The organism is Pirellulales bacterium, assembly GCA_035546535.1.
In the GTDB taxonomy this organism is placed as follows: domain Bacteria; phylum Planctomycetota; class Planctomycetia; order Pirellulales; family JACPPG01; genus JACPPG01.
This window is the reverse complement of the sequence record DASZWQ010000181.1, coordinates 41,925-64,532: the sequence shown is the minus strand read 5'-3', so window position 1 is coordinate 64,532 and position 22,608 is coordinate 41,925. Positions and strand designations below refer to the sequence as shown.

The window sequence follows — 22,608 nt, the reverse complement described above, 5'->3', positions numbered from 1 at the left end:
TGGCTCGTTATGGTATGACTCACCCTTGAACGCATGGCTCCCTCCTTGGAAGTGACCTGCTGGACACAAGTCATGTACAAGAGGAGCCTTGCGTTCACCTATATCAATCCGCCAAACTTGGCACTACTGTCATTCTGCATTTTGCATTTATCATCTTGCTCACTCTTTCACGGCCTGGGCTTCGCGGTAGAAGCGGTTCGACAGCACCTGTTCGACGCCCAGGACAATGGCCACCACGGCGATCAACAGCGGGAATAGCTCGCGACCGACGCGGTCGAGGCTGACGTGCCGGTCGATTTGTTCGTGGCTGCGCGCGACGTGAAACGTCTGTTCGCCGAACAGCCGCTTCAACTCCGCCTCATCGATTCGCTTGAGCTGGCTTGCTTCGGGCGCGAGGTTCACGCTGAACCCTTGGTTGACGCCGTCCTTGTCGCCGCCGGCGCGCACTCGATAGTTCCCCGGCAACTGGGTAGCCGCGACCACCACCGTGTTTTGCTGGTTTGGGGCCTGGCGAATACTTTCGCCGTCGGGCGTCGTTACCAGGAACGTCGGAAATCGCTTCTCCTGATCGACCGGCACCACCGCGGTCTGGCCGGCCAGGTAGTTCAGTTGTTCGTCGTTGCCACCGACCAGGTACAGCATCAGTTCGTTGGTCAAAGTAAAGAAAGGCCACGCCCCCGCGCCCCACAACTGATTCCAGCGATTGTCCTCGGAAATCTCGGCCAGCTCCGAGGCGGGCGTGACCAGCGTCAGCGCGTGCCCTTTGCCGATCGGCTTTTCCAACAGCGCCGGTTGCCCACCCGCCATCGACATCACCGTGGCCACGCCTTCCTGCAGGCGCTGGAATTGCCAGAAGCGATACACGGGAAATTCCTCCCAGGGTACCGAGCCGCGCCGCGGCCGAAACTTGGCCAGGATCGGATGCTGGTCATTTTTCGTGCTTAAGTAATTCGTCCCTTCCGGGAACCGCGCGACGAAATCCAACGGGCCCGGCAACAGCTCTTGCGCCGCCTCAGTGTTGAAACTGGCGAATTGCTGCTCGACATTGGGCCCGAGAAAGATTCCCACGCCATGACCGGCCCGGGCGTAATCGGACAACTGTCGCCAGGTGCTCTCCACCAGCGGGGGCGGATCGAGCAAACACACAGCAGCGAAGGATTCGAGCGGGCGGCGCCCCAGTTCGGCAAAGTCGACAATCTCGCACTCGAAGCGGGCGTGCCCGCTGCGGCGAAAGTCGGCCGGCGCGAGCGCCTCGACGAAATTGGCGGCGTGATAGTCGGCCGGCGGCGCCGCCGCCACCAGCACGCGCCACGGCGGCTTGACTTCGACGGTGAAAAAACGCTGGTTGTCGATCGGCAAGCTGTCTTCGCCCACGATCCGCACGTAGCCCTGGTGCGTCCCCACGTCCAGCCCCGGCGCCGCGAAATCGAGAGCTTGCGTGCTGCCGGGCGTGTAGTTGACGTTCTGCTCGCCGCGCTTTTGCATCTGGCCTTCGTTGTCGGCCAGGTACATTTCGACCACCGCATCCCCCGACATGTTCAACGAATCGAGTTCGCTCACGACGTGCAGCGGGCTGTTGCGCGCCAAGACCTGGCTGGACAACTGCAACTCGCCCAGGAACAAATCGCGCGGCTCGAGCACTCCGACGTCGATGACGTACAGCGCCAAGCCGGGCAGTTCGGCCAGCGTGCGCGTCAGCCGATCCGGCGTATCGGTGCTCCAGGCCGTGGCCGCCAGGTCCGTAAAGACGTAGATCTCCTTCCGCTGCAGCTCGCTCTTCTTCAAGAGCGCCACGGCGCTTTCCACCAGTTCGGGGAGTGGTCGCCCCAGGCCGGTCGTTTCCATCCGCGCGATGCGCTGCCGTGCCGTGCTCATGTCGATCTGGAACGTGGGCTCGCCGGGAGATGCGTCGACAACCGCCACCTGGCTGTCGGCGGGCAGCCGCGGCAACAGCCATAAGGCCGTTTCCTCGGCCGCTTCGAGCCGGGTTTTGTTCTCGTGCCGATAGCTCATCCGCGGCGCGATATCGAACACTAGCGCCGCGGCCGTCGGTGCTTCCTGATCGCCGATCACGCCCGAGGCGTTGATGCTCGGCCGCGCCAGTGCCAAAGCCAAGAAGCAAATCGCCGCTACGCGCAACGCCAACAGCAGCCAATGCCGCAGCCGCATGCTGCGCCGATTCGACTGCTGCCGCGCTTGTAGAAAGCGCAGCGCCGGAAACTCCAGCAACCGCGGTTGCTGCCGCATGATCAAATGCAGCACCACCGGAACGGCCGCCAGGCCCGCGCCAGCCAGAATCGTGGGATTAAGGAAGTCCATAAATTAGTCGGCAGTGGGCAGAAGGCAGCAGGCAGGTAAATAAGCGAGGCGAAGCTCCACATTACTGCCGACTGCCCTCTGCCCACTGCCCGCTATTTCATCAGCATCTCGCACGGCGGCTGATCAGGTAACCGGTGAGGGCCCGATCGAAACGCATGCTTGTGTCGAGGGGAACGTAATCGATTCCGCTCTGAAAGCACTCGCGCTTGTAGCGCTCGCGAAAGCGGTTCATTTCGGCGATGTAATCGGCCTTGAAGCCATCGGCGTCGAGCGTCAAGCGCTCGCTCGACTCGGGCTCTTCGAACTCGACCAGCCCGTCGAACGGGAAGCGCACCTCGGCCTCGTCCAAGACGTGAAACAGGATCACGTCATGCCCACCATGGCGCAGCCGGTGCAGCGCGTGCATGATCGGCTCGGGATCGGCCAACAGATCGGAAAACAACATGATCAGGCTGCGATGCCGCATCATGGCCGCGATCTGGATCAGGCTCTTGGCGATGTCGGTCTTGCCGGTTGGCTTCAAATTCGCGAGCAACGACAAGATGTTGCCCAACTGCGTCCGTTTCGAACGCGGCGGCAGGCTGTGGCGGATCTTTTCGTCGAACGTGATCAAGCCGACCGGGTCTTGCTGATGCACCATCAGGTAGCACAGCGCCGCGGCCAGGCAGATCGAATAGTCGAACTTCGACAGCTCTTGCCGGTACGTGTAGGCCATCGATCGGCTCAGGTCCATCACCAGGTAGCCGGTGATGTTCGTCTCGGCCTCGAACTTCTTGATGTAGTACTTGTCAGTCTTGGCGTAGACCAGCCAATCGATATCGTGCGGGTCGTCGCCGGCCGTGTACTTGCGATGCTCGCTGAACTCGACCGAGAAACCTTGAAAAGGGCTGGAGTGGAGGCCCTGCAAGAAGCCCTTGACGATAAACTGCGCGCGCAGGTCCAGACGCGAAATCTCGCGCACCACCTCCGGCTTCAGATATTTTTCAGCGACAGACATAGTCCGGAAAAGAAATGCAAAAGTAAGAATGCAGAGTGATGAATACGAAATGCACTGCCGTATTCACCCGTTCATCAGTCATCATTTTGCATTCATCATTTTTCCCCTCTGTGGCAATCCTCTCTTTCCCCCCTCAACCCTGAAACTTGGGAATCTCCGGCGTGGGGATGACGTCGAGCAGTTTCTTGATCACGTCTTCGGTGTTCATTCCTTCGGCTTGGGCCTGGAAATTCGTGCTGACGCGATGCCGCAACACGGCCACGGCCACTTTCTTGATGTCGTCGATCGCAACCGAAAAGCGCCCTTCCATCGCCGCCAGGGCCTTGCCGCCGTGAATCAAGAATTGCCCAGCGCGTGGGCCAGCGCCCCAGTCGACGAGTTCCTTGACGAAGTCGGGGGCCGATTCGTCCTTCGGCCGTGTGGCTCGCACCAGATTCGATACGTATTTAATGATGTATTCGCTCACGGCCACCGAGCGCACCAGCTTTTGCAGATTGACGATCGCCTTGCCCGACAAGACTCGCCGCACCTCGGGCTTTTCGCCGCGCGTCGTGGCAGCCAGGATTTGCTCCTCTTCGGCCTTCGTCGGGTAGTTGACCTTGATATTGAACATGAACCGGTCGAGCTGCGCCTCGGGCAGCGGGTAGGTCCCTTCTTGCTCGATCGGGTTTTGCGTGGCGATCGTGAAAAATGGTTCCGGCAGATTGTACGTTTGTTGCCCGACCGAGACTTCCCGCTCCTGCATCGCTTGCAGGAGCGCGGCCTGCGTCTTCGGCGGCGTGCGATTGATCTCGTCGGCCAGCAGGATGTTCGTAAAGATCGGCCCCTCGACAAAGCGGAAGTGCCGGCGCCCTTGCTCGTCTTCTTCCAAGACGTTCGTGCCCGTGATGTCCGACGGCATCAAGTCGGGCGTGAACTGAATGCGTTTGAAGGTGACGTCGAGAATCTTGGCCAGCGTGCTGACCATCAACGTCTTGGCCAGGCCCGGCACACCTTCCAGCAGGCAATGCCCACTGGTGAAGATGGCGGCGAACAGTTGTTCGATGACTTCGTCCTGACCGATGATGACCTTTTGCAATTCCTCCTGCATCAAGCGCCGATGCTGGCTGAATTCCACAAGAACTTCGCCCAGGTTGCGATGGGTGGATTTGGTGCTCAACGCCTGTCCTTGGTGAGAGATGTGGGATTGCGTTCCGGCCATCGACGTGAGGGCGGCTTCCTTCGCCAAGAGTGCCCGCGGGCAAACTGCGAGAGAAAGCCGCATATTTTCATTCTAGCTGGCAAGCATCCAAGCGAGCAACGAGGGGCGGGCCGCGCCCTTGCTGGGCGTGCATTACGGGCCTTTGCCCCGCGGCCATACGCGCGAGCAACGGAAAATTCCGCACGACCGTCGCTCTTTCGCCAGCCGAAGAAGACGACGCATGGCGTCGGTTACGTATTGCCCGCGGGACTTGTTCGTGGGGAATCCGCCGCGTTGCCGCCACTGTCGCAAGCGCGCGCCAATCACCGCCGCGTTGCCGCCGCGAACTTGTAGCCGTAAAATGCACAGAATGCAGGCCGCAAATGACGGCGAAGTGTCACTTCTTGCGAGGCCACGGATGCGGCGGCGTTTTTCGCGTTGGCTCCTCTTCACCGGTATCATCGCGGGCGTTCTGGCCCCCCGCGCGCGCGCCGAGATCACGGCCGAGCAAGTGCGCCAGGCGATCGATCGCGGCGTGGGCTATTTGAAACGTGAGCAGCGCCGCGACGGGTCGTGGCCCGAGCACCCGACGCTGGCCGGCGGCGTGACGGCCTTGGCCACGCTCGCGCTATTGAATTCCGGCGTGCCGGCCGACGATCCGCAAATACGCGACGCGTTGGCCTACCTGCGCAAGATTCCGCCCAAGTTCAACTACGTCGTCTGCCTGCAGACGATGGTCTTGAGCATCGCCGACCCCGTAGTAGATGCACCGCTGATTCGGCGCAATGTTCTGTGGCTCCAAGACCAGCAAAAGCGCGAGAAAGGGAGCGAAAAATTCCGCGGCTCATGGGGTTATCCCGAAGGGCACGGTGACAACTCCAATTCGCAATTCGCCGTGCTGGCCCTGTACGAAGCGCATCGGGCGGGCGTGCCGGCCAGCATCCAGACGTGGCGACTGGCCCAAAAATACTGGGAAAACGCGCAGCGGCCCGACGGTTCGTGGAGCTATAAGCCGACCGATCCCGGCAGTGGCTCCGGCAGCATGACCTGCGCCGGCATTGGCGCCATGGTGATGGCCCACGACATCCTTGATGAAGGCGATGCCAAGGTCGAGGGCGACCAGGTGAAATGCTGCCAGCCGCAGGAAGTCGAAAAATCGGTCGATCGGGCCCTCGAATGGCTGGGAAAGCACTTTTCGGTACGCGTCAATCCTGGCGACGATCCGCGCGCTTTTCTCCTCTATTATCTCTATGGCCTGGAACGCACCGGCCGCTTGACGAATCATCGGTTCATCGGCCAGCACGACTGGTATCGTGAGGGGGCCGATTGGCTGATCAATCTGCAGGAAGATATCTCGGGCTTTTGGCGCGGCACCGGCCTGGGCGAGAACGATTCGCACATCGGCACCAGCCTGGCGCTTTTGTTTCTGGCCAAGGGGCGCCGCCCGATCGTGGCCGCGAAGATCCGCTTCGGACCGCAGGAAGACTGGAATCATCATCGCCGCGATCTGGCGAACCTTGTCTCGTATACGGAGAAGCGGTGGAATCGTGATCTCACTTGGCAAGTGATCGACGTTGACGCCGCCACGAGCGACGATCTGATCGAGGCGCCGATCCTGTACCTTAACGGCACGCAGGCGCCCAACCTTTCGGACGACGACGTCGCCAAGTTGCGCGAATACGTCAATCGCGGCGGCTTCATCTTTGCCGACGCGGTGTGCGATGGCGCGGACTTCGATCGGGGCTTCCGCATTCTCATCGATCGTATGTTTCCCGAGCCGGACCATCGCCTGCACCTTTTACCGCCGGAGCATGCGGTCTGGTCGTCGGAAGAGCCGGTCGATCCGCGCTATGTGCGGCCGCTGTGGGGCGTCGACGTCGGCTGCCGCACTAGCGTCATGTACTGCCCGGAGAACCTGTCCTGCTATTGGGAGTTGGCCCGACCGGGCCGCGAGTTGATCAAGGAAAAGAAGTATCCGGCCGAGATCGAAGGGCGGATCGCAGCGGCGCGCGCGATCGGTGTGAATGTGTTGTCCTACGCCACGAATCGCGAGCCGAAGTACAAGCTCGACCTGCCGCAGTTGGCCGAGACCGCGCCCGAGGATTCGGTCGGCCGGGCAAAGCTGTACATCGCCACGATCAAGCATGGCGGCGGCTGGAACGCCGCGCCGATGGCCCTGCCGAACCTGCTGCGTTACGTGTCAGGCGAGTTGGGCCTGCGCGCCAATACCGACGCCCGCGAGGTGACGCTCTCCGAAGAGCGCGTTTTCGATTTTCCCGTCATCTTCATGCACGGCCGCAATGCGTTTCACTTGAACGAGACCGAACGCAAGCGGCTGAAAACATATCTCGAGCGTGGCGGCGTGTTGGTGGCCGACGCCATCTGTTCGAGCGAAGAATTCGCCAACTCGATGCGGCAAGAGATGGCCGCGATTTTTCCCGACCAACCGCTCGCGCGACTGCCGCCCACGGATGAAGTTTTCACCGACAAGTACGGCGGCTTCGAGCTAAAGACGCTCGAGCGTCGCGAGCCGCAGCGACAAGCCCCCGGCGGCCCCCTCAAGGCCCACGTACGCCAGGCCGAGCCCGAGTTGGAAGGGCTGAAGCTGGGCGATCGGTACGCGGTGCTGTTCTCGAAATACGATCTGAGCTGCGCGCTCGAACGGCACGACTCGCTGGAATGCCCCGGCTACTCGCGCGACGATGCGGCCCGGCTGGGGTTGAACGTCGTGCTCTACGCGCTGCATCAGTAAGAGCCCTTATTTCACAACGCGTGTGCCCTCACGCCGCGACGAAACGCCCACGATTGTCTATACTACGGGCCATTCGACGTACGCTTCGTTCCGAACCTGATCTCCACCAGATATCGGCCGTCACGCCGGAGGTGTCCTGATGAGCGAATGGATTGTGAAACTGTTGGGGCCTGACGCCACGAAACTGCTCGAACATCGCTGCACGACGGTTCCCAAGGAGCAACTGCACCTGCCGGGACCCGATTTCGTCGACCGCATCTTTGTCCCCAGCGATCGCAATCAGCGCGTGATCGGCAACCTGGCCTGGATGCACAATCACGGCCGCCTGGCCGGCACCGGTTATATGTCGATCCTGCCCGTGGACCAGGGTATCGAGCATTCGGCCGGTGCGTCGTTCGCACCCAACCCCGAATACTTCGATCCGGAGAACATCGTCCGCCTGGCGATCGAGGGGGGCTGCAACGCCGTGGCCTCGACGTTTGGCGTCTTGGGCAGCGTCGCCCGCAAGTACGCGCACAAGATTCCTTTCCTCGTGAAGTTCAATCACAACGAACTGCTGACGTATCCGAATAAATTTGAGCAGATCATGTTCGGCACGATCCAGCGCGCTTATGACATGGGGGCTGCGGCCGTCGGGGCAACGATCTACTTCGGCTCGGAAGACGGCGATCGCCAGTTGGTCGAAGTGGCCAAGGCCTTCGATCACGCCCACGAGTTGGGCATGGCCACCGTGCTGTGGTGCTACTTGCGCAACAAGGCCTTCAAGAAGGACAAGGACTATCACGTGTCGGCCGACCTGACAGGCCAGGCCAATCACCTGGGCGTAACGATCCAGGCCGACATCATCAAGCAGAAGCTCCCCGAGAATAACGGCGGCTACAAGGCCCTCAACACCGGCGGCGAGAGCTACGGCAAGTACGACGAGCGGATGTACACCCAGCTGTCGACCGATAACCCGATCGATCTGACGCGCTACCAGGTCGTCAATTGCTACATGGGACGCGCCGGACTGATCAACTCAGGCGGCGCATCGGGCAAGCACGACCTGGTCGATGCCGTGCGCACCGCCGTGATCAACAAGCGTGCCGGCGGCACCGGCCTGATCAGCGGTCGCAAGGCATTCCAACGCCCCATGAAAGACGGCATCGAACTGTTGAACAAGATCCAGGACGTCTATCTCGATAAGAACGTCACGGTGGCATAGATAGCGGGCAGTCGGCAGAGGGCAGTAGGGTGCCCTGCGGGCACCAGAAATCGGCATCCTCGACCAAAAATAAAAGGCCCGCGGCGAATCTCGCCGCGGGCCTTTGTCATTGCTACTCGCTACCGCGCCGTGTGGCGCGGCGAAGTGGACACTGCTTAGATCACCACGACCGTGCGGCGGCGCACGACGCGACGGTAGCGGCGAGCCAGGTCGTCGCTGGACGCCTTTTTCGCGCTCACCGACGTGGCCGAAGACGGCGTTGATCCCGTGGTCGATTTTGTGTCTTCATGATTTGCGGTGGCAACCCAGCCTGCGGCACAGACGCAGCCGGCGACGACGATCGACGCCGCGATCACGCGAATCTTCAATCCTTTGCTCATGGCAAACTCTCCGTTGCACGAAAACTGGCTCCTGGAAAAACACTAGCCCTCATGCTAACGGGCGAGCCCGAGGTGTCAAACAAGGTGGCGAAAAGTTCAGCTTCGGAAACCGCGGTGCGGAATGGCATTATGGGGCAACCACGCGGCCCTGGTAGAATCGAGACATGCGCCTGCGACCAACCGGACCGCTGTTCGGATTCACACTGCGCGGCCTTTTCCTCATCACCACGCTCGTCGCGGTGGGCGTGGCATTCGTGGGCGTGAAGGTGAAGCGCGCCCGCGACGAAAAAGCCGTCTCCGCGGAACTCGTTCGCCTGGGCGCCTCAGTACAATATGCGATTGGCGACGTCGAAGGCGTCCCCTTGCGCGAGCATCGCACCTGGTTCGAACGCTGGCTCGATCTCGATCTGGAATGGCACGTCGCTAGGGTCACCGTGCCCGACCCCAAGGATTTAGACAAATCACTTGCCTTGGCTACCCAGCTTCCATACCTGAAGCGCATCGGGTTTTGGGGACAGCCTGACTTCACCGTAGAGAACCTCGCTGTGCTCAGCCGTCTGCCGGAGCAGAGCTTGCGGCAACTTGATCTTCGTGACTCCGCAAAGTTATCCGATGCGCTCGTGGCGGCCGCTGCCAAAGTTCCGCATCTCGAAACATTGTGGTTACGGAAAGATTCACGGGGGTCATCTCAGGCAGAATCTGCCGATTGGACGAATAAGAGCCTCGTGCCGCTTTCACAGGCAACCGACTTGAAGGAGCTCCATGTTCGCGGCCGAGGGTTCACCGACGCGCATGTACAAAGCCTTCCCGCCTTACTTCAGTTGAAATCGTGCTCCATCAGTGACACCAGGATTTCAAACGCAGGCTTGATCGCGATTCTGCACGCCGCACCACGTTTAGAGCGCCTTACGGTTGGAAACAGCCCAATAGGCGGCTCCGGATTGTCCTTCCTGAAGCAGTGCCCAAAGCTTCTCGAACTCTGGATTGCCGAATGCGAACTTACCGACGACGAAATCGCGACGATTCGCGAGAGGCGTCTATTCACACGGCTAACTCCCAAGATCGCAAAACCGACGTCCCCACCCGCACCGTGGCCCTTTGGTTTCGATTAGCGATTCCGTCGCGTTAAGAAACCTTCGCAGAATAGGCTGTCTCGATTCCGGCGCGATATAATGACCCGCGAGAGGGTAATGGCAGCTCTATTGACGCGTGCTTTCCCGCCGCTTCTCGAACGGTCGTGACGGATGTCCTACGGAATCTCTTTCGACAGTCCTGCCTGGTTGGCGCTGCTGGCCACGATCCCACTGGTGTGGTGGATCGGCCAGCGCAGCCTGGGGGCGATGGGGCGCGTGCGGAAACTGCTGGTTTGTCTCATGCGCGCGCTCGTCGTAGCGCTTTTCGTGCTAGCCCTGGCCGAGCTCGAAATCGTCCATTCGACCGACCGCGTGGCCGTCGTCTATTTGCTCGATCAGTCGTCGAGCATTCCGCCCGAAGATCGCCAGGCGATGATCGACTACGTCGATGCCGCGATCGCCGAGCAGCGCACGCCGCGCGACATGGCCGGTGTTATCGTTTTCGGCCACGAGGCGGGCATCGAAGTTCCTCCCTCGGCCGAGCAGGTGCGGATCGCGCGGCGCGTGGAAAGCCAGCTCGATCCCTCATTCACGGACATCGCGGCGGCGATCAAGCTGGCCGAAGCGACCTTTCCGTACGACGCCGCCAAGCGCATCGTGCTCGTGAGCGACGGCAATCAGAATCTCGGAAGCGCTCTCGACGAGGCGCAGGCGGCCTCGGCCGCCGGGATCGGCATCGATGTTGTGCCGGTGCGCTATCAGTCGCGCGGGGAAGTGCTGGTCGAAAAAATCACGGTGCCCCCCGACATTCGCAAAGGGCAGCCCTTTGACCTGCGCATCGTCGTCAATAACACGAACGATACCGGCAAGGTTGCCGGCCGGCTGCGGGTGCTCGAGCGCACCAGCGATCAGCCAATCGAGCTATCGAGCGAGCAGGTCGCGCTTTCGCCGGGCAAAAACGTGTTCACGATCCGGCAAGAGATCGACCAGCCTGATTTCTACACGTACGAAGCACGATTCGTGCCCGATGATGCCGCAGACGACGCGATGTCGCAGAACAACCGGGCGACGACGTTCACGCACGTGCGCGGCAGCGGCCGCGTGCTGTTGATCGAAAGCATGGAGAATCGGGGCGAGCACGCGCACCTGGTTGACCGATTGCGAAACAACAACCTGGAAGTGACCGTGCAGCCGGACAATCAGTTGTTTCAGACCATGGCCGAGTTGCAAGCTTTCGACACCGTCATCCTGGCCAACGTCCCGCGGTCCGACGGCGAAGACGCCGCGCGGCTGACGCATTTCAACGACGACCAGATGAAGCTGCTGGCCCGCAATACCGAGCTGACCGGCGCCGGCCTGGTAATGCTGGGCGGCCCGCGCAGCTTCGGCGCCGGCGGTTGGACCAATACGACGATCGAAAAGGCGATGCCGGTCGATTTCCAGGTAAAGAACCTGAAGGTCGTGCCCAGTGGGGCGCTGATGATCGTGCTCGATCGATCGGGCTCGATGGCGGGCGAAAAGCTGGCCATGAGCAAGATGGCCGCGGCCGCCGCCGTGCGCACGTTGGGCGAACGCGACCAGGTCGGCGTCATTGCCTTCGATGGCGAGTACCAATGGATCGTGCCGCTGTTGAAGGTTGGCGACGGTGGTCGCGCTTTGGACCACATCGCCGAAATCGGCAACGGCGGCGGCACCAACTTGTCGCCCGGCATGCGGGAAGGATTTCGCGCGCTCGACAAAGTCGACGCTGCCGTCAAGCACATGATCGTGCTGACCGACGGCCGCACCGAGGGAAGCGGTTACCCCGAGTTGGCCGCCGACATGCGCAAACGCCGCATCACGGTGACGGCCGTGGCCGTGGGCGATGACGCCGATATCGACCTGATGGGGCGCATCGCCAACGCCGGCGGAGGCAAGTTCTACAAGGTCGACAACCCGCGCGTGATTCCACGCATCTTCATGAAAGAGGCGATGCGCGTTTCGCGCTCGGTGATCTACGAAAAGGCTTCCGGCTTCCAGCCCGTCATCCGTTATCCGCACGAAATCGTCAGCGGCCTCTCTGGCGCGCTCCCCCCGCTGACAGGCTTCGTGCGGACGACGCTCAAGGACAATCCACTCGTCGAACAAGTGATCGTGGCGCCGGTCGATGCGGAAGAGACGAATTCCACGGTCCTCGGCACGTGGACCTACGGGCTGGGGCGCGCCGTGGCCTTCACCACCGACGACGGCGCACGGTGGGCCACCCAGTGGACCGCCTGGCCCGACTACGACAAGTTCTTTACGCAACTGGTCCGCTGGTCGATGCGGCCGGTGAATGACAGTGGCAAATTTACGATCGCCACCGACGTCGAAGGGAACCGGGTCAAATTGTTCGTCACGGCGCTCGACAGCCAGGATGAGTTCTTGAACTTTCTCGATCTGACCGGCAGCGTCGTCGGGCCCGACTCCGAGCCGCGCGAGGTGCAACTGGAACAGATTTCGCCGGGACGCTACGTCGGCGAATTCGAGGCCAACGAGACCGGCAGCTATTTCGCCATGATCAGCCCCGGACCAGGGCTGGCGCCGATCCGGGCGGGCATTAACGTCCCCTACTCGGCCGAGTTTCGCGACCGCGAGGCGAACATCGCACTGCTCGACTCAATCGCCGAATTGACCCCGCCCGGAGGACGAGCGGGGCAGATGATGTCTGGCGCGCTCGCGGACCCGCGCGGGCGCGAGTCGCTATTTGCAGTGAATAGTTTTCGCCGCGACCTGCCCCCGGCCGCGCGCCGGCAGGGTGTCTGGCATCTGCTCGTGTTCGCAGCGGGCTGCTTATTCTTCTTCGACATCTTCTTGCGGCGCGTGGCGGTGAATCTCTCCTGGGCTCCGCATGTGGCGGCGACGGCCCGCAACTGGCTGTTGCGCCGCAAGCCGGCGGTCGCGCCCACGGAGTACATGGATCGACTGCGAAGCCGCAAAGCCGAAATCGCCGAACGCTTGGAGCAAGCGCGGGCCGGCGCGCGTTATGAGCCGCTGGGCGAGGTGCCACAGGCGGCGACAGCAGCAATGCTCGATGCCGAAGCACCGCCAAAAACCGCTGCGCAGCCCGAGCCGGCGGCCGTCGCTACAGCCGCCCCACCGGCCGAAGAAAGCTACACCAGCCGCCTCTTGAAAGCCAAAAAGCAAGTCTGGGATGGGCCGCCGGGGCGGCATCGATAAGTTCGAGCACGCGCCCCAGGGTCGCTTTGCTCGGGCCGGCGAATACAATCGAGCGTACGAGAATGACGAGCGCGTAACGGGCAGCCTCATGCGATTCTTCTCCAGGACCAACGATCCGCAAAACAATAACCGCCTGCGCCGCGCGGCGTTCACACTCGTCGAGCTGCTGGTCGTGATCGCGATCATCGGGTTCTTGATCGCGCTCTTGCTGCCGGCCGTGCAAGCGGCCCGCGAGAGTAGCCGCCGCGTATCCTGCGCCAATAATCTCAAGCAATTGGGGCTGGCGCTACTCGAGTGCTACGACGCCCAGCAGCATTTTCCCGCCGGCCGTGGTGGCCCGACACCACTGGTGTTTTCACCCCAAGCATACATTCTGCCCTACGTCGAGCAGAACGGGTTGTACGGGCAGCTCGACTTGAAATCGGCGCCGACGACTTTGGGAATTGCCGGAGTGACGTACAGTGGCGCGAACAACGCCGCGGCGGCTGCGCAAGCGGTGCGCGTCTTGCAGTGCCCCAGCGACCCGGCCGAGGGGCAAGTGCCCGGCTCGACTTTCGGCGGCACCAATTACGTGGCAAATACCGGCAGCGGAACGGTCGACAACGGGACGCTCGTCAGCGCCGATGGCGTTTTCTATCTCACCTCGGCGGTGCGCTTCGCGGATCTGGTCGACGGCTCGTCGCACACCGCGGCCTTCAGCGAGCGCATGCTGGGCACTGGCCTGACGCTCAACGTGCCGACGCTATCCCAATCTGACGCGGCGTATTACGTCCTGGAGCTGGGCAACGGCATCGACGCCAGCGTCCTGAATTGCGCCACGCTGGCTACCGGCGATTGGTACAGCACGCGCAGCGCAAAATGGATTCTTGGCAACTACGGCAACACGCTGTACAACCACTTTTACGGGCCAAACGCCACTACTTACGATTGCATGAACCAGGCGCAGCAAAAGGGCTTCATGGCCGCGCGCAGCAATCACCCGTCGGGCGTCAACCTGCTGGCCTGCGACGGCAGCGCGCGGTTTATCGCCACGAACATTGACCTGGCCGTCTGGCAAGCGCTGTCGACACGCGCCGGCAGCGAACCCGTGGAAATGCCGTAAGCTATGCGCTCGTGGCGCGCCGTTCTACCGATGGATTCTCCAGCAGTGCCCGCCCTACAACCGCCGACAAGCGAAGGAGAACGTTTTCGTGCCCTATGAGAAGAGTCGGGCGGCCTTTGCCCGGGCCAAAGAGCTGATTCCTGGCGGCGTGAACAGCCCGGCCCGCGCCTATGGCGCGGTCGGCGGCGAACCGTTGTTTATCGAGCGCGGCGAAGGCGCGTACCTTTTCGACATCGACGGCCGCCGCTACCTCGATTACATCGGCTCCTGGGGCCCGATGATCCTGGGGCATTGTCATCCGGCGGTCGAAGCAGCGCTCTCCGCCGCCATTCGGCGCGGCACGAGCTTTGGCGCGCCGACGCTGGCCGAAAGCGAGTTGGCTGAATTGATCGTTGATGCCGTTCCGTCGGTCGAGAAGGTCCGGCTGGTCAGCTCCGGCACCGAAGCCACGATGAGCGCCATTCGCCTGGCGCGCGGTTATACGGGCCGTGACGTGATCGTGAAATTCGCCGGCAACTACCACGGCCACGTCGATAGCTTGCTCGTGGCCGCCGGCAGCGCCGCGGCCACGCTCGGCGTGCCCAACTCGCCCGGCGTCACGGCCGGCACGACGCGCGATACACTCGTGCTCGAATACAACGACATCGCCGGCGTCGAGCGCGCCTTCGCCGAGCATGGCGCGCGCATCGCCGGCGTGATTCTGGAACCGGTCGTGGGCAACATGGGCTGCGTGATTCCCACGCCCGAGTTTCTGGCCACGCTGCGCTCGGCAACAGCCAAGGCCGGCGCGGTATTGATTTTCGACGAAGTGATGACCGGTTTCCGCGTGGCTTACGGCGGCGCGCAAACGATCTTCGGCATCACGCCCGACCTGACGACGCTGGGCAAAATCGTCGGGGGGGGCTTGCCAGTGGGTGCTTATGGCGGGCGGGCCGAAATCATGGACCACATCCTGCCGGCCGGCAAAGTGTTTCAGGCCGGCACGCTCAGCGGCAATCCCCTGGCCACGGCGGCGGGCATTGCCACGCTCAAAATCCTCCGCGATCAGCCCCCTTACGCCCGGCTCGAAAAGCTCGGCCACCGGCTGGAAACCGGGCTGTGCGAGGCGGCCGAGGCCGCCGGAATTTCGTGTACAGTCGCGCGCGTCGGAAGTATGATGACACTATTCTTCAACCCGCGGCCGGTCGCCAACTGGGAGCAAGCTAGCCACTCGGACACCAAGCGTTTTGCCCGTTGGTTCTGGGAGTTGGTCGACCGAGGCATTTACATGCCTTGCAGCCAGTACGAGGCGCTTTTCATCTCGGCAGCCCATAGCGACGAAGACATCGACGCTACGATCGCCGAGGCGCGGGAAGTCTTGTCGCGACTGTAACCCTCTCGCGAATCATTCGCGGTCATCGGCTTGGAAGTCGGGCGCCCGTTCTGGCGCGCCGCGTTATCCCCAATGGTTCGTCGCTGCGAAGACTCTGCGCACTGAATCGGCGATTCCCCGCATTGATAAAACAACCATGATTCGACGCTGCATTTTTTCGATGCTGCTGCTGGGCATCGTCGCCCACACGGCGAGCGCATTTACGCTGACGGGCGACAAATGGCCGCAAGCTTTTCTCGGCGCGCCGGTGACGATCACGTACAGCTACGCGAACATCTTCGACGGCGGACTTTTGGACCCCAACAATCAGGCCGTGCCAGGTTCGATCATTCGGGAAAGCATCCAGGAAGCGCTATCGTTGTGGGCCGGGGTCGCGCCGTTGAACTTCGTCGAAGTGCCCGACTCCGGGCCAGCGGTTTCCGATGAGGAGTATTCTCCGTCGCTGAGCAACGCCGAAATCCGTTTCGGCGACCACTTCATCGATGGCTTTGGCAACACCAAAGCGCACGCCTACTTTCCGCTGCCGAACTCCGGCCTGGCCGGTGACGTTCATTTCGACACGGGTGACCGCTGGGCCCTGGTCGGCACGCTCACCTATCCGGACCTGCTCGGCTGTGCCGAACACGAGATCGGCCACGCTTTGGGGCTCGATCATTCGCTCGATCCCAACGCCGTGATGTACCCGACCTTCCATCGCATGGACGGCTTGGGAACCGGTTTCTTGACGCCAGATGACATTGCCGGCATCCAGGCGATTTACGGAGCGGGCGTTGGTTCGGTGACGCCGCTCCCCGAGCCGGCAACGATTTCGCTAGTCGCAGCGGCCGCGGTGATGGTAACTCTGGCGGCACAGCGCCGCAGGTTACGGTAGCCTTGGGTGCCACTAGTGGCTTGCCACTAGTGCAAGGAGTGCGGTAAGCACTGGTCGACAAGCGACCAGTGGCTCACACTCCCCACGGTTCGCGATATTCTAGTGACTCACCGCATCGGCCCGGTCCGATCGTGCATTTCGTAGTCGGTCATCAGCCACCGGTCTCCCTCGCGACGCAGGCGAACCATGAAGCGCCCTGCGAAGCTTTCGTAGGGTAATTCGCCGCGCCGATCATGAGCATTGATGTAGCCCATGAAGTCGGCCTCGGCCGTGGGGGGGCTCGTGTGGCGGTTGAACTTCACGTCCAAGCGGCTGAACGTCGCCTTATTGATCGTCACGCGCGACATTTCCGAAGCCACGCGGTTGCGCATGGGCGAGGCCGGATCGATGAATTGCTGCACCGCTTGCGGATCGTTCGCCTCGAGAGCTTGCGCCGCGGCGGTCAACGTGTCTTCGACGGTCTCCTTGTCGGTAACGACGAGGCGTTCGACGATCAAGAGGCCGGCGCCCAAGAGGCCCACGCCGGCGATCACGGCCAGCAAAATGCCGCGTCCGGTTTTGACCAACGCGATGGCCAATACGGCCTCGATGAGCACGATCGCCACGAACGTGGGCGTGGGATCTTCGACAAGCCAGCTCATAATCTTGCTTTTCGTTCCTGGCGTTCAGCACGTCGGGCATCGGCCTTCAGATAGCCCGTGACGCCGGCGGCGATCGCGCCGACGGCCAGCAAGATGGCGAGCGCCGCGGCCAACGGGCCCAGCGTGTGCTGCCGCGCGTCGTGCGTAGCGAGCAAATGATCGGCGGCCTTTTCGGCCTCGGTAACTTCGCCCGCGGCCCGGCGGCGGATTTCTTCGCGAGTGTCGTTCATCCGTTCGAGCCGCGCCTGGCGATACGCGTGCTTCGGACCAATGACGACGATCGCCGCCAGGGCGCCACACACGAACAGTGCCAGCCAGAACCAGGGCGAATCGGTGAGCGGCGCCGAGGGCCGCTTATCGGGTTCGTGCTGTCGTTCGGACATGACGCCCGTCTCCGCCGGCAGAACGTCTCGAACCGCGTTGCTTCGAGTAGTCAGCCCGTTCTCAACCGCTTTTCCGTACCCGGGGTCTTCGGCCCCGGTCCATCCCTGGGTGGCCCTGACAACTCGTTGTCAGGGCGCCGTAGGCGCTTCAGGTTTCTTGTCCGTGCTGCGAAGCAGCAGGAACGTTAACCACCGCTACCGCTTCGGGAAGAGCGGCCCGCCGTAGAGGGCCGCCTCGCCGAGCGACTCTTCGATCCGCAGCAATTCATTGTACTTGGCGGTCCGATCGGTGCGCGATAGCGAGCCAGTTTTGATCTGGCCGGTGCCGAGCGCCACGGCCAGGTCGGCGATGGTCGAATCCTCGGTCTCGCCGCTGCGGTGGCTGGAAATGCTCGTATAGCCGTTACGGTGAGCCATTTGGATGGCCTCGATCGTCTCGGTCAGCGTGCCGATCTGGTTCACCTTGATCAGGATGCTGTTGGCGATGTGTTCGCGGATGCCGCGTTCGAGACGCTTCGTGTTGGTTACGAACAAATCGTCGCCTACCAGTTGCGTCGTCGCGCCAAGCTTCTCCGTTAGCAACTTCCAACCGGCCCAGTCGTCTTCGGCGCAGCCGTCTTCGATCGAGCAGATCGGGTATTTCTTGCGCCAGCCGGCCAGAAATTCGACCATGCCGGCCGCATCGAGCTTCTTGCCGTCCATGGTGTAGGTCTTCGACGCACTGTCGAACAGCTCGGTCGCCGCCACATCGAGCGCGATGAACACTTGCTTGCCGACTTCATAGCCCGCCTTGCCCACGGCCTCGACGATGACGTCCAGGGCCTCGGTGTTGCTGCCCAGGTCGGGGGCAAAGCCCCCTTCGTCGCCGACGGCGGTTTTGAAGCCCTTCGCTTGCAAAACCTTCTTGAGCGAATGAAAGACTTCGACGCCGCAGCGCAGAGCCTCGCTGAAGCATTCGAAGCCCAGCGGCATGACCATGAATTCCTGCACGTCGACTTTATTGTCCGCGTGTGCGCCGCCGTTGATGATGTTCATCATCGGCGCTGGCAGCACGCGGGCCCCCACGCCGCCCAAATACCGATACAGCGGCAGGCCGCAATGCTCGGCCGCGGCGTGGGCCACGGCCAGCGACACGCCCAGGATGGCATTGGCGCCCAGGTTCTTTTTGTTTTCGCTGCCGTCGATTTCGATCATGCGGCGGTCGATCGCGGTCTGCTCGAGTGCATCGGCGCCGATCAATTCGCCGGCCAGTTTCTCGTTGACGTTCGTAACCGCCCGGGCCACGGCTTTCCCGCCAAAGCGTTTATCGTCGGTATCGCGCAGCTCCCACGCTTCGTGTACACCCGTGCTGGCTCCGCTCGGTACGGCGGCCCGGCCGAATGCCCCGTCCGCCAGGCGCACGTCCACTTCCACGGTTGGGTTGCCGCGGCTATCGAGAATCTGGCGGGCATGAATATCAACGATCGAAGAAGGCATGGCTGGGCTCTCCTGGAAATTCGGACGATTGGATTGAGGCGACGTCCTGCCACCGGCTCTCTGCAGGAACGACGGCGATGGACGGGCGGCGGCGCGACGATTCGCACGGAACGAATCACGAACACCGGGCGGGCGATTGCGACCCGCATTGTAGAGGTCCGGAACGAGTTCAACGAGGGGGGTGTCGCGAGGATCGCGTCGCCGAAATGGTTCTCGATCCGGGCGGCCGCGATCACGAAATCAGCATCGCGTCGCCGTAACTGTAGAACCGATAACCTTGGCGGATGGCTTCCTCGTAGGCGCGGGTGAGCAGATCATCGCCGCCAAACGTGCGCACGAGAACCAACAGAGTCGTGCGCGGCAGATGAAAATTGGTCATCAGCGCGTCGACCGCGCGGAATTGGTACGGCGGCCGGATGAATAAATCGGTCGAACCGCTCCAAGGCGCCAGCTCACCTGATGCCGCCGCGGTTTCCAGCACGCGCACGCTGGTCGTACCCACCGCGACGACGCGCCCTCCCGCGGCGCGGGCAGCGCGAATCGCGGCGACGGTCGCCTCGTCAATGGCGCCGCGCTCGGTGTGCATCGTGTGCTCGGCAAGCGACTCGACGGCGATCGGACGAAAAGTGTCCAATCCGACGTGCAGTACCAGGCGGCAGACGCGGACTCCCGCCGCTTCGATATCCGCGAGCAGTCGCTCGCTAAAGTGCAAACCTGCCGTGGGCGCCGCGACCGAACCGGCTTGCCGGGCATAGACCGTCTGATAGGTGTGCCGGTCCTCGTCGGTCATGTCGCCGCCGCGAATGTAGTGCGGCAGCGGCACGCGGCCGACACGTTCAAGCAGGTCGTACGTCGGCTCATCTGATTCGACTTCAACGATCCATACCCCCCCTGGCTGCCGTTCGATGAGCCGCAGCGAGACATCGGCACGTGATTGCCGATCCGCGAGGGTGATCCGTTCGCCCACGGCCGGTTTGCCACGCGTTTTGGCCAAAATTCGCCAGAGCCGCGGCGGTTGATGGGCGAGAAACAATCCTTCCCACGCGCCACCCGTCGCGGCCCGGCTGCCGACCAGCCGCGCCGGCACGACGCGTGTCTCGTTAATGACCAGACAATCGCCCGGCGAGAGTAGGGTCGGCAAATCGCGGACGTGCGCATGCTCGATCGATTGGCTAGCCCGATCGACCAGCATCAGACGTGCATCGGCGCGTTGCGCAAGCGGTCGCTGCGAAATCAATTCCCGCGGAAGCCGGTAATCATAGCGCGACAGCTCGGACATCTTGACCCTGGAAATACTCGTATCGAATCAGCCTTGCACGGCCCAGGCGGCATTGCAGGCTCGGTCGCAGCACGCGGCGAAGCTAGAATCGAGTATACGAAGCCGATTCCAGGCGTCGATACCATGGTCGACCGTCCATTGATGCCCGGCCAGGCTGCCGATTTCACAGACCAAACGCCTGCGCGAGAATTGTGACGCAATCGATCCCCACACCTGCAGATTCCGCCGCGCCGCCTGCTGGTGGTCGCAAGCTGCGCGTGTCGTTCGTGATTACGGACCTCGACGTGGGGGGGGCGGAGCGCGCGCTGGTGGAACTGGCAACGCGGCTCGATCGCGAAGCGTTTGACGTGCGTGTGTGGAGTCTGATGCCGGAGGCCGCGGACGAGCATCGCTCTCTGTTCCCCACGCTGCGCGCGGCTGGCATCCGCGCCGTCGCCTTGAACGCCATCGGCGTTGCGTCGGCGCCGCGCGTCGTGCGCAGGCTCACCGCTGATTGGCGCGAGTGGCGCCCCGACGTGGTGCAGACGTTTCTCTTCCATGCCAACATTCTGGGCCGGTTGGCGGCCCGGCGCACGGGGTTGCCGCATGTCGTGTCGGGCATTCGCGTCGCCGAGCGACGCGGGCGACTCCGGCTCCGGCTCGATCGGTGGACCGATCGCTGGATCGAAAAACACGTCTGTGTCAGCCGGAGCGTGGCCGAGTATTCGCACAGCGTCGGCGGCTTGCCGTCCGACAAGCTAGTGGTGATTCCCAACGGAATCGACGTGGCACGTTATCTGGAGGTGTCGCCCATTGCGCCCGGCGAACTGTCACTGCCCACGGGGCGACGGTGGATCACATACGTCGGGCGACTCGATCGGCAAAAGGGCCTGGACTGGCTCATTGAGCAAACGCCAGACTGGCTGGCTGCACATCCGCAGCATGACTTGCTGCTGGTCGGCGCCGGGCCTGAGCGGCAAGCCTTGGAAAACCTGGCCGCGCGCGTGGCGCCTGCCGAGCGCGTGCATTTCGTGGGCTGGCAGGCGAATGTGCCAGGAATCCTCGCGGCCAGCGACGTGCTCGTGCTACCATCGCAATGGGAGGGAATGCCGAACGTCGTCCTCGAAGCAATGGCCAGCGGCCGGCCCGTGCTAGCAGCGGACGTCGAGGGAATTCGCGAGCTGTTGGGCGATTCGAGCGAGCAGATCGCTCCCCCGGGCGACGCAGCTGGGTGGCGAGCGATGCTCCATCGGCTGCTCACCGATCCGACGCTAGCTGCGGAACTCTCGGCGACAAATCGCGAGCGGGCGCAACGCTGCTTCTCGCTCGAAACGATGGTGCAAGCGTATGCCGACTTGTATCGTTCGCTAGCACCTCTTCCACCGATGTGATGTAACCCGATCTAGCTTGACCTCTCGGGCAAACTCGGTCATTGTGGGCGACCCTCTCGGAGTCCGGACTGGAAAAACGTATGCCGCCGCGCTCCGAACATGTGCCGGTGATGCTGGCTGAAGTTCTGGCGTGGCTCGATCCGCGGCCGGGTCAGGTCTTCGTCGACGGCACGCTGGGGGGCGGCGGTCATACGCGTGCGATTGCCGAGCGGGTCGGCCCGTCGGGACTGGTGATTGCGCTCGATCGCGACCGCGTGGCCGTCGAACGGGCGCGGGGTGAGTTGGCGGATACACCGGTGCGCGTCGTGCAGGCGAACTATCGAAGCCTGACAGGCGTGCTGGAAGAATTGCAGATAAAGAGGGTTTCAGGCACGCTCTTGGATTTAGGTTTATCGAGCGACCAGTTAGCAGATCGCGAACGAGGATTCAGCTTCGATGCCGAGGGCCCACTCGATCTGCGTTTTGATACAGGCGAAGGCGAGCCGGCCAGCGAACTGGTAAACCGGATGAAGGAAACGGCGCTGGCTGATTTGATCTATCAACTTGGTGAAGAACGCTTCAGCCGACGGATCGCGCGGCGCATCGTGGAACAGCGGCAGCAGGAACGAATCGAAACGGCCCATCAATTGGCCGAGATCGTCCGTCGCGCAGTACCGCGCTCGGCCGATACGCGGCGCATCGATCCGGCAACGCGCACATTTCAAGCCTTGCGAATCGCGGTCAATGACGAACTGGGGGCGCTCGACCAGGCGCTTGCGGAAATGCCCGATTGCCTGGAACCGGGCGGCAAATTGGCGATCATCAGCTTTCATTCGCTGGAGGATCGGCGCGTGAAGGAGGCCTTTCGCGGCGACGATCGCTGGCAGCCGCTCACAAAGAAACCCCTCCGCGCGAGTGAACAGGAGACTTTGCAAAACCCACGGGCGCGCAGCGCAAAGCTGCGCGTGGCCGCACGCCGCGTCTGAGTCAAACTAAATTACGTCCCCGGCACGACCGGTCACCTGCCAAGTT

Annotated in this window: 17 protein-coding genes; 9 read left to right on the top strand and 8 right to left on the bottom strand. The window is 62.5% G+C overall.

Features of this window, described 5'->3' with window-relative positions; genetic code table 11:
- Positions 1-159 precede the first annotated feature (159 nt).
- The 3 genes from VHD36_21185 to VHD36_21175 form a co-directional block, all read right to left on the bottom strand.
- Positions 160-2,319: a BatA domain-containing protein gene (locus VHD36_21185; protein HVU89858.1), complete on the bottom strand. Its 2,160-nt coding sequence runs from the start codon at positions 2,317-2,319 to the stop codon at positions 160-162.
- Between the two features lie 100 nt (positions 2,320-2,419).
- The gene (locus VHD36_21180; GenBank protein HVU89857.1) at positions 2,420-3,316 is read right to left on the bottom strand and encodes a DUF58 domain-containing protein; all 897 of its coding nucleotides are present in this window, start codon (positions 3,314-3,316) and stop codon (positions 2,420-2,422) included.
- 133 nt (positions 3,317-3,449) lie between these two features.
- On the bottom strand, positions 3,450-4,406 hold the full coding sequence (locus VHD36_21175; GenBank protein ID HVU89856.1) for a MoxR family ATPase: 957 nt from the start codon (positions 4,404-4,406) through the stop codon (positions 3,450-3,452).
- A 508-nt stretch (positions 4,407-4,914) separates the two neighbouring features.
- Between VHD36_21175 and VHD36_21170 the strand changes: the two genes are divergently transcribed.
- The gene (locus tag VHD36_21170) at positions 4,915-7,248 is read left to right on the top strand and encodes a DUF4159 domain-containing protein (protein ID HVU89855.1); all 2,334 of its coding nucleotides are present in this window, start codon (positions 4,915-4,917) and stop codon (positions 7,246-7,248) included.
- Between the two features lie 139 nt (positions 7,249-7,387).
- Positions 7,388-8,452, top strand: a complete 1,065-nt coding sequence (locus VHD36_21165; protein ID HVU89854.1) for a class I fructose-bisphosphate aldolase — start codon at positions 7,388-7,390, stop codon at positions 8,450-8,452.
- Positions 8,453-8,607: 155 nt separating this feature from the next.
- On the opposite strand, the gene VHD36_21160 is transcribed toward VHD36_21165, so the two are convergent.
- The gene (locus VHD36_21160; GenBank protein HVU89853.1) at positions 8,608-8,832 is read right to left on the bottom strand and encodes a hypothetical protein; all 225 of its coding nucleotides are present in this window, start codon (positions 8,830-8,832) and stop codon (positions 8,608-8,610) included.
- 164 nt (positions 8,833-8,996) lie between these two features.
- Here VHD36_21160 and VHD36_21155 point away from each other — a divergent pair, with 164 nt between their 5' ends.
- The 5 genes from VHD36_21155 (at position 8,997) to VHD36_21135 (ending at position 16,448) form a co-directional block, all read left to right on the top strand.
- Positions 8,997-9,944 carry a hypothetical protein gene (locus tag VHD36_21155; GenBank protein ID HVU89852.1) on the top strand — a complete coding sequence of 316 codons (948 nt, stop codon included), beginning with the start codon at positions 8,997-8,999 and terminating at the stop codon, positions 9,942-9,944.
- A gap of 132 nt (positions 9,945-10,076) precedes the next feature.
- Complete coding sequence (locus VHD36_21150) at positions 10,077-13,103, top strand: VWA domain-containing protein (protein ID HVU89851.1); 3,027 nt, start codon at positions 10,077-10,079, stop codon at positions 13,101-13,103.
- Complete coding sequence (locus tag VHD36_21145; protein HVU89850.1) at positions 13,078-14,205, top strand: DUF1559 domain-containing protein; 1,128 nt, start codon at positions 13,078-13,080, stop codon at positions 14,203-14,205. Before VHD36_21150 ends, VHD36_21145 begins: the two co-directional genes overlap by 26 nt.
- An 88-nt stretch (positions 14,206-14,293) precedes the next feature.
- The gene (hemL, locus tag VHD36_21140; protein ID HVU89849.1) at positions 14,294-15,577 is read left to right on the top strand and encodes a glutamate-1-semialdehyde 2,1-aminomutase; all 1,284 of its coding nucleotides are present in this window, start codon (positions 14,294-14,296) and stop codon (positions 15,575-15,577) included.
- A gap of 136 nt (positions 15,578-15,713) precedes the next feature.
- Entirely contained in the window at positions 15,714-16,448 is a 735-nt protein-coding gene (locus VHD36_21135) for a matrixin family metalloprotease (GenBank protein ID HVU89848.1), read from the top strand.
- A gap of 107 nt (positions 16,449-16,555) precedes the next feature.
- On the opposite strand, the gene VHD36_21130 is transcribed toward VHD36_21135, so the two are convergent.
- The 4 genes from VHD36_21130 to queA form a co-directional block, all read right to left on the bottom strand.
- Entirely contained in the window at positions 16,556-17,089 is a 534-nt protein-coding gene (locus VHD36_21130; protein HVU89847.1) for a hypothetical protein, read from the bottom strand.
- Entirely contained in the window at positions 17,086-17,472 is a 387-nt protein-coding gene (locus VHD36_21125) for a hypothetical protein (GenBank protein HVU89846.1), read from the bottom strand. The genes VHD36_21130 and VHD36_21125 overlap by 4 nt, the downstream gene beginning before the upstream one ends.
- Positions 17,473-17,667: 195 nt before the next feature.
- The gene (eno, locus tag VHD36_21120) at positions 17,668-18,948 is read right to left on the bottom strand and encodes a phosphopyruvate hydratase (GenBank protein ID HVU89845.1); all 1,281 of its coding nucleotides are present in this window, start codon (positions 18,946-18,948) and stop codon (positions 17,668-17,670) included.
- 232 nt (positions 18,949-19,180) lie between these two features.
- Positions 19,181-20,227, bottom strand: coding sequence for a tRNA preQ1(34) S-adenosylmethionine ribosyltransferase-isomerase QueA (gene queA, locus VHD36_21115; GenBank protein HVU89844.1), 1,047 nt, complete (start codon positions 20,225-20,227; stop codon positions 19,181-19,183).
- 191 nt (positions 20,228-20,418) lie between these two features.
- On the opposite strand from queA, the gene VHD36_21110 reads away from it, so the two are divergent.
- On the top strand, positions 20,419-21,597 hold the full coding sequence (locus VHD36_21110; GenBank protein ID HVU89843.1) for a glycosyltransferase: 1,179 nt from the start codon (positions 20,419-20,421) through the stop codon (positions 21,595-21,597).
- Positions 21,598-21,677: 80 nt separating this feature from the next.
- Positions 21,678-22,562 (top strand): 16S rRNA (cytosine(1402)-N(4))-methyltransferase RsmH, encoded by an 885-nt coding sequence (gene rsmH, locus VHD36_21105; GenBank protein ID HVU89842.1) that lies wholly within the window; start codon positions 21,678-21,680, stop codon positions 22,560-22,562.
- The last annotated feature ends 46 nt before the right edge of the window (positions 22,563-22,608 follow it).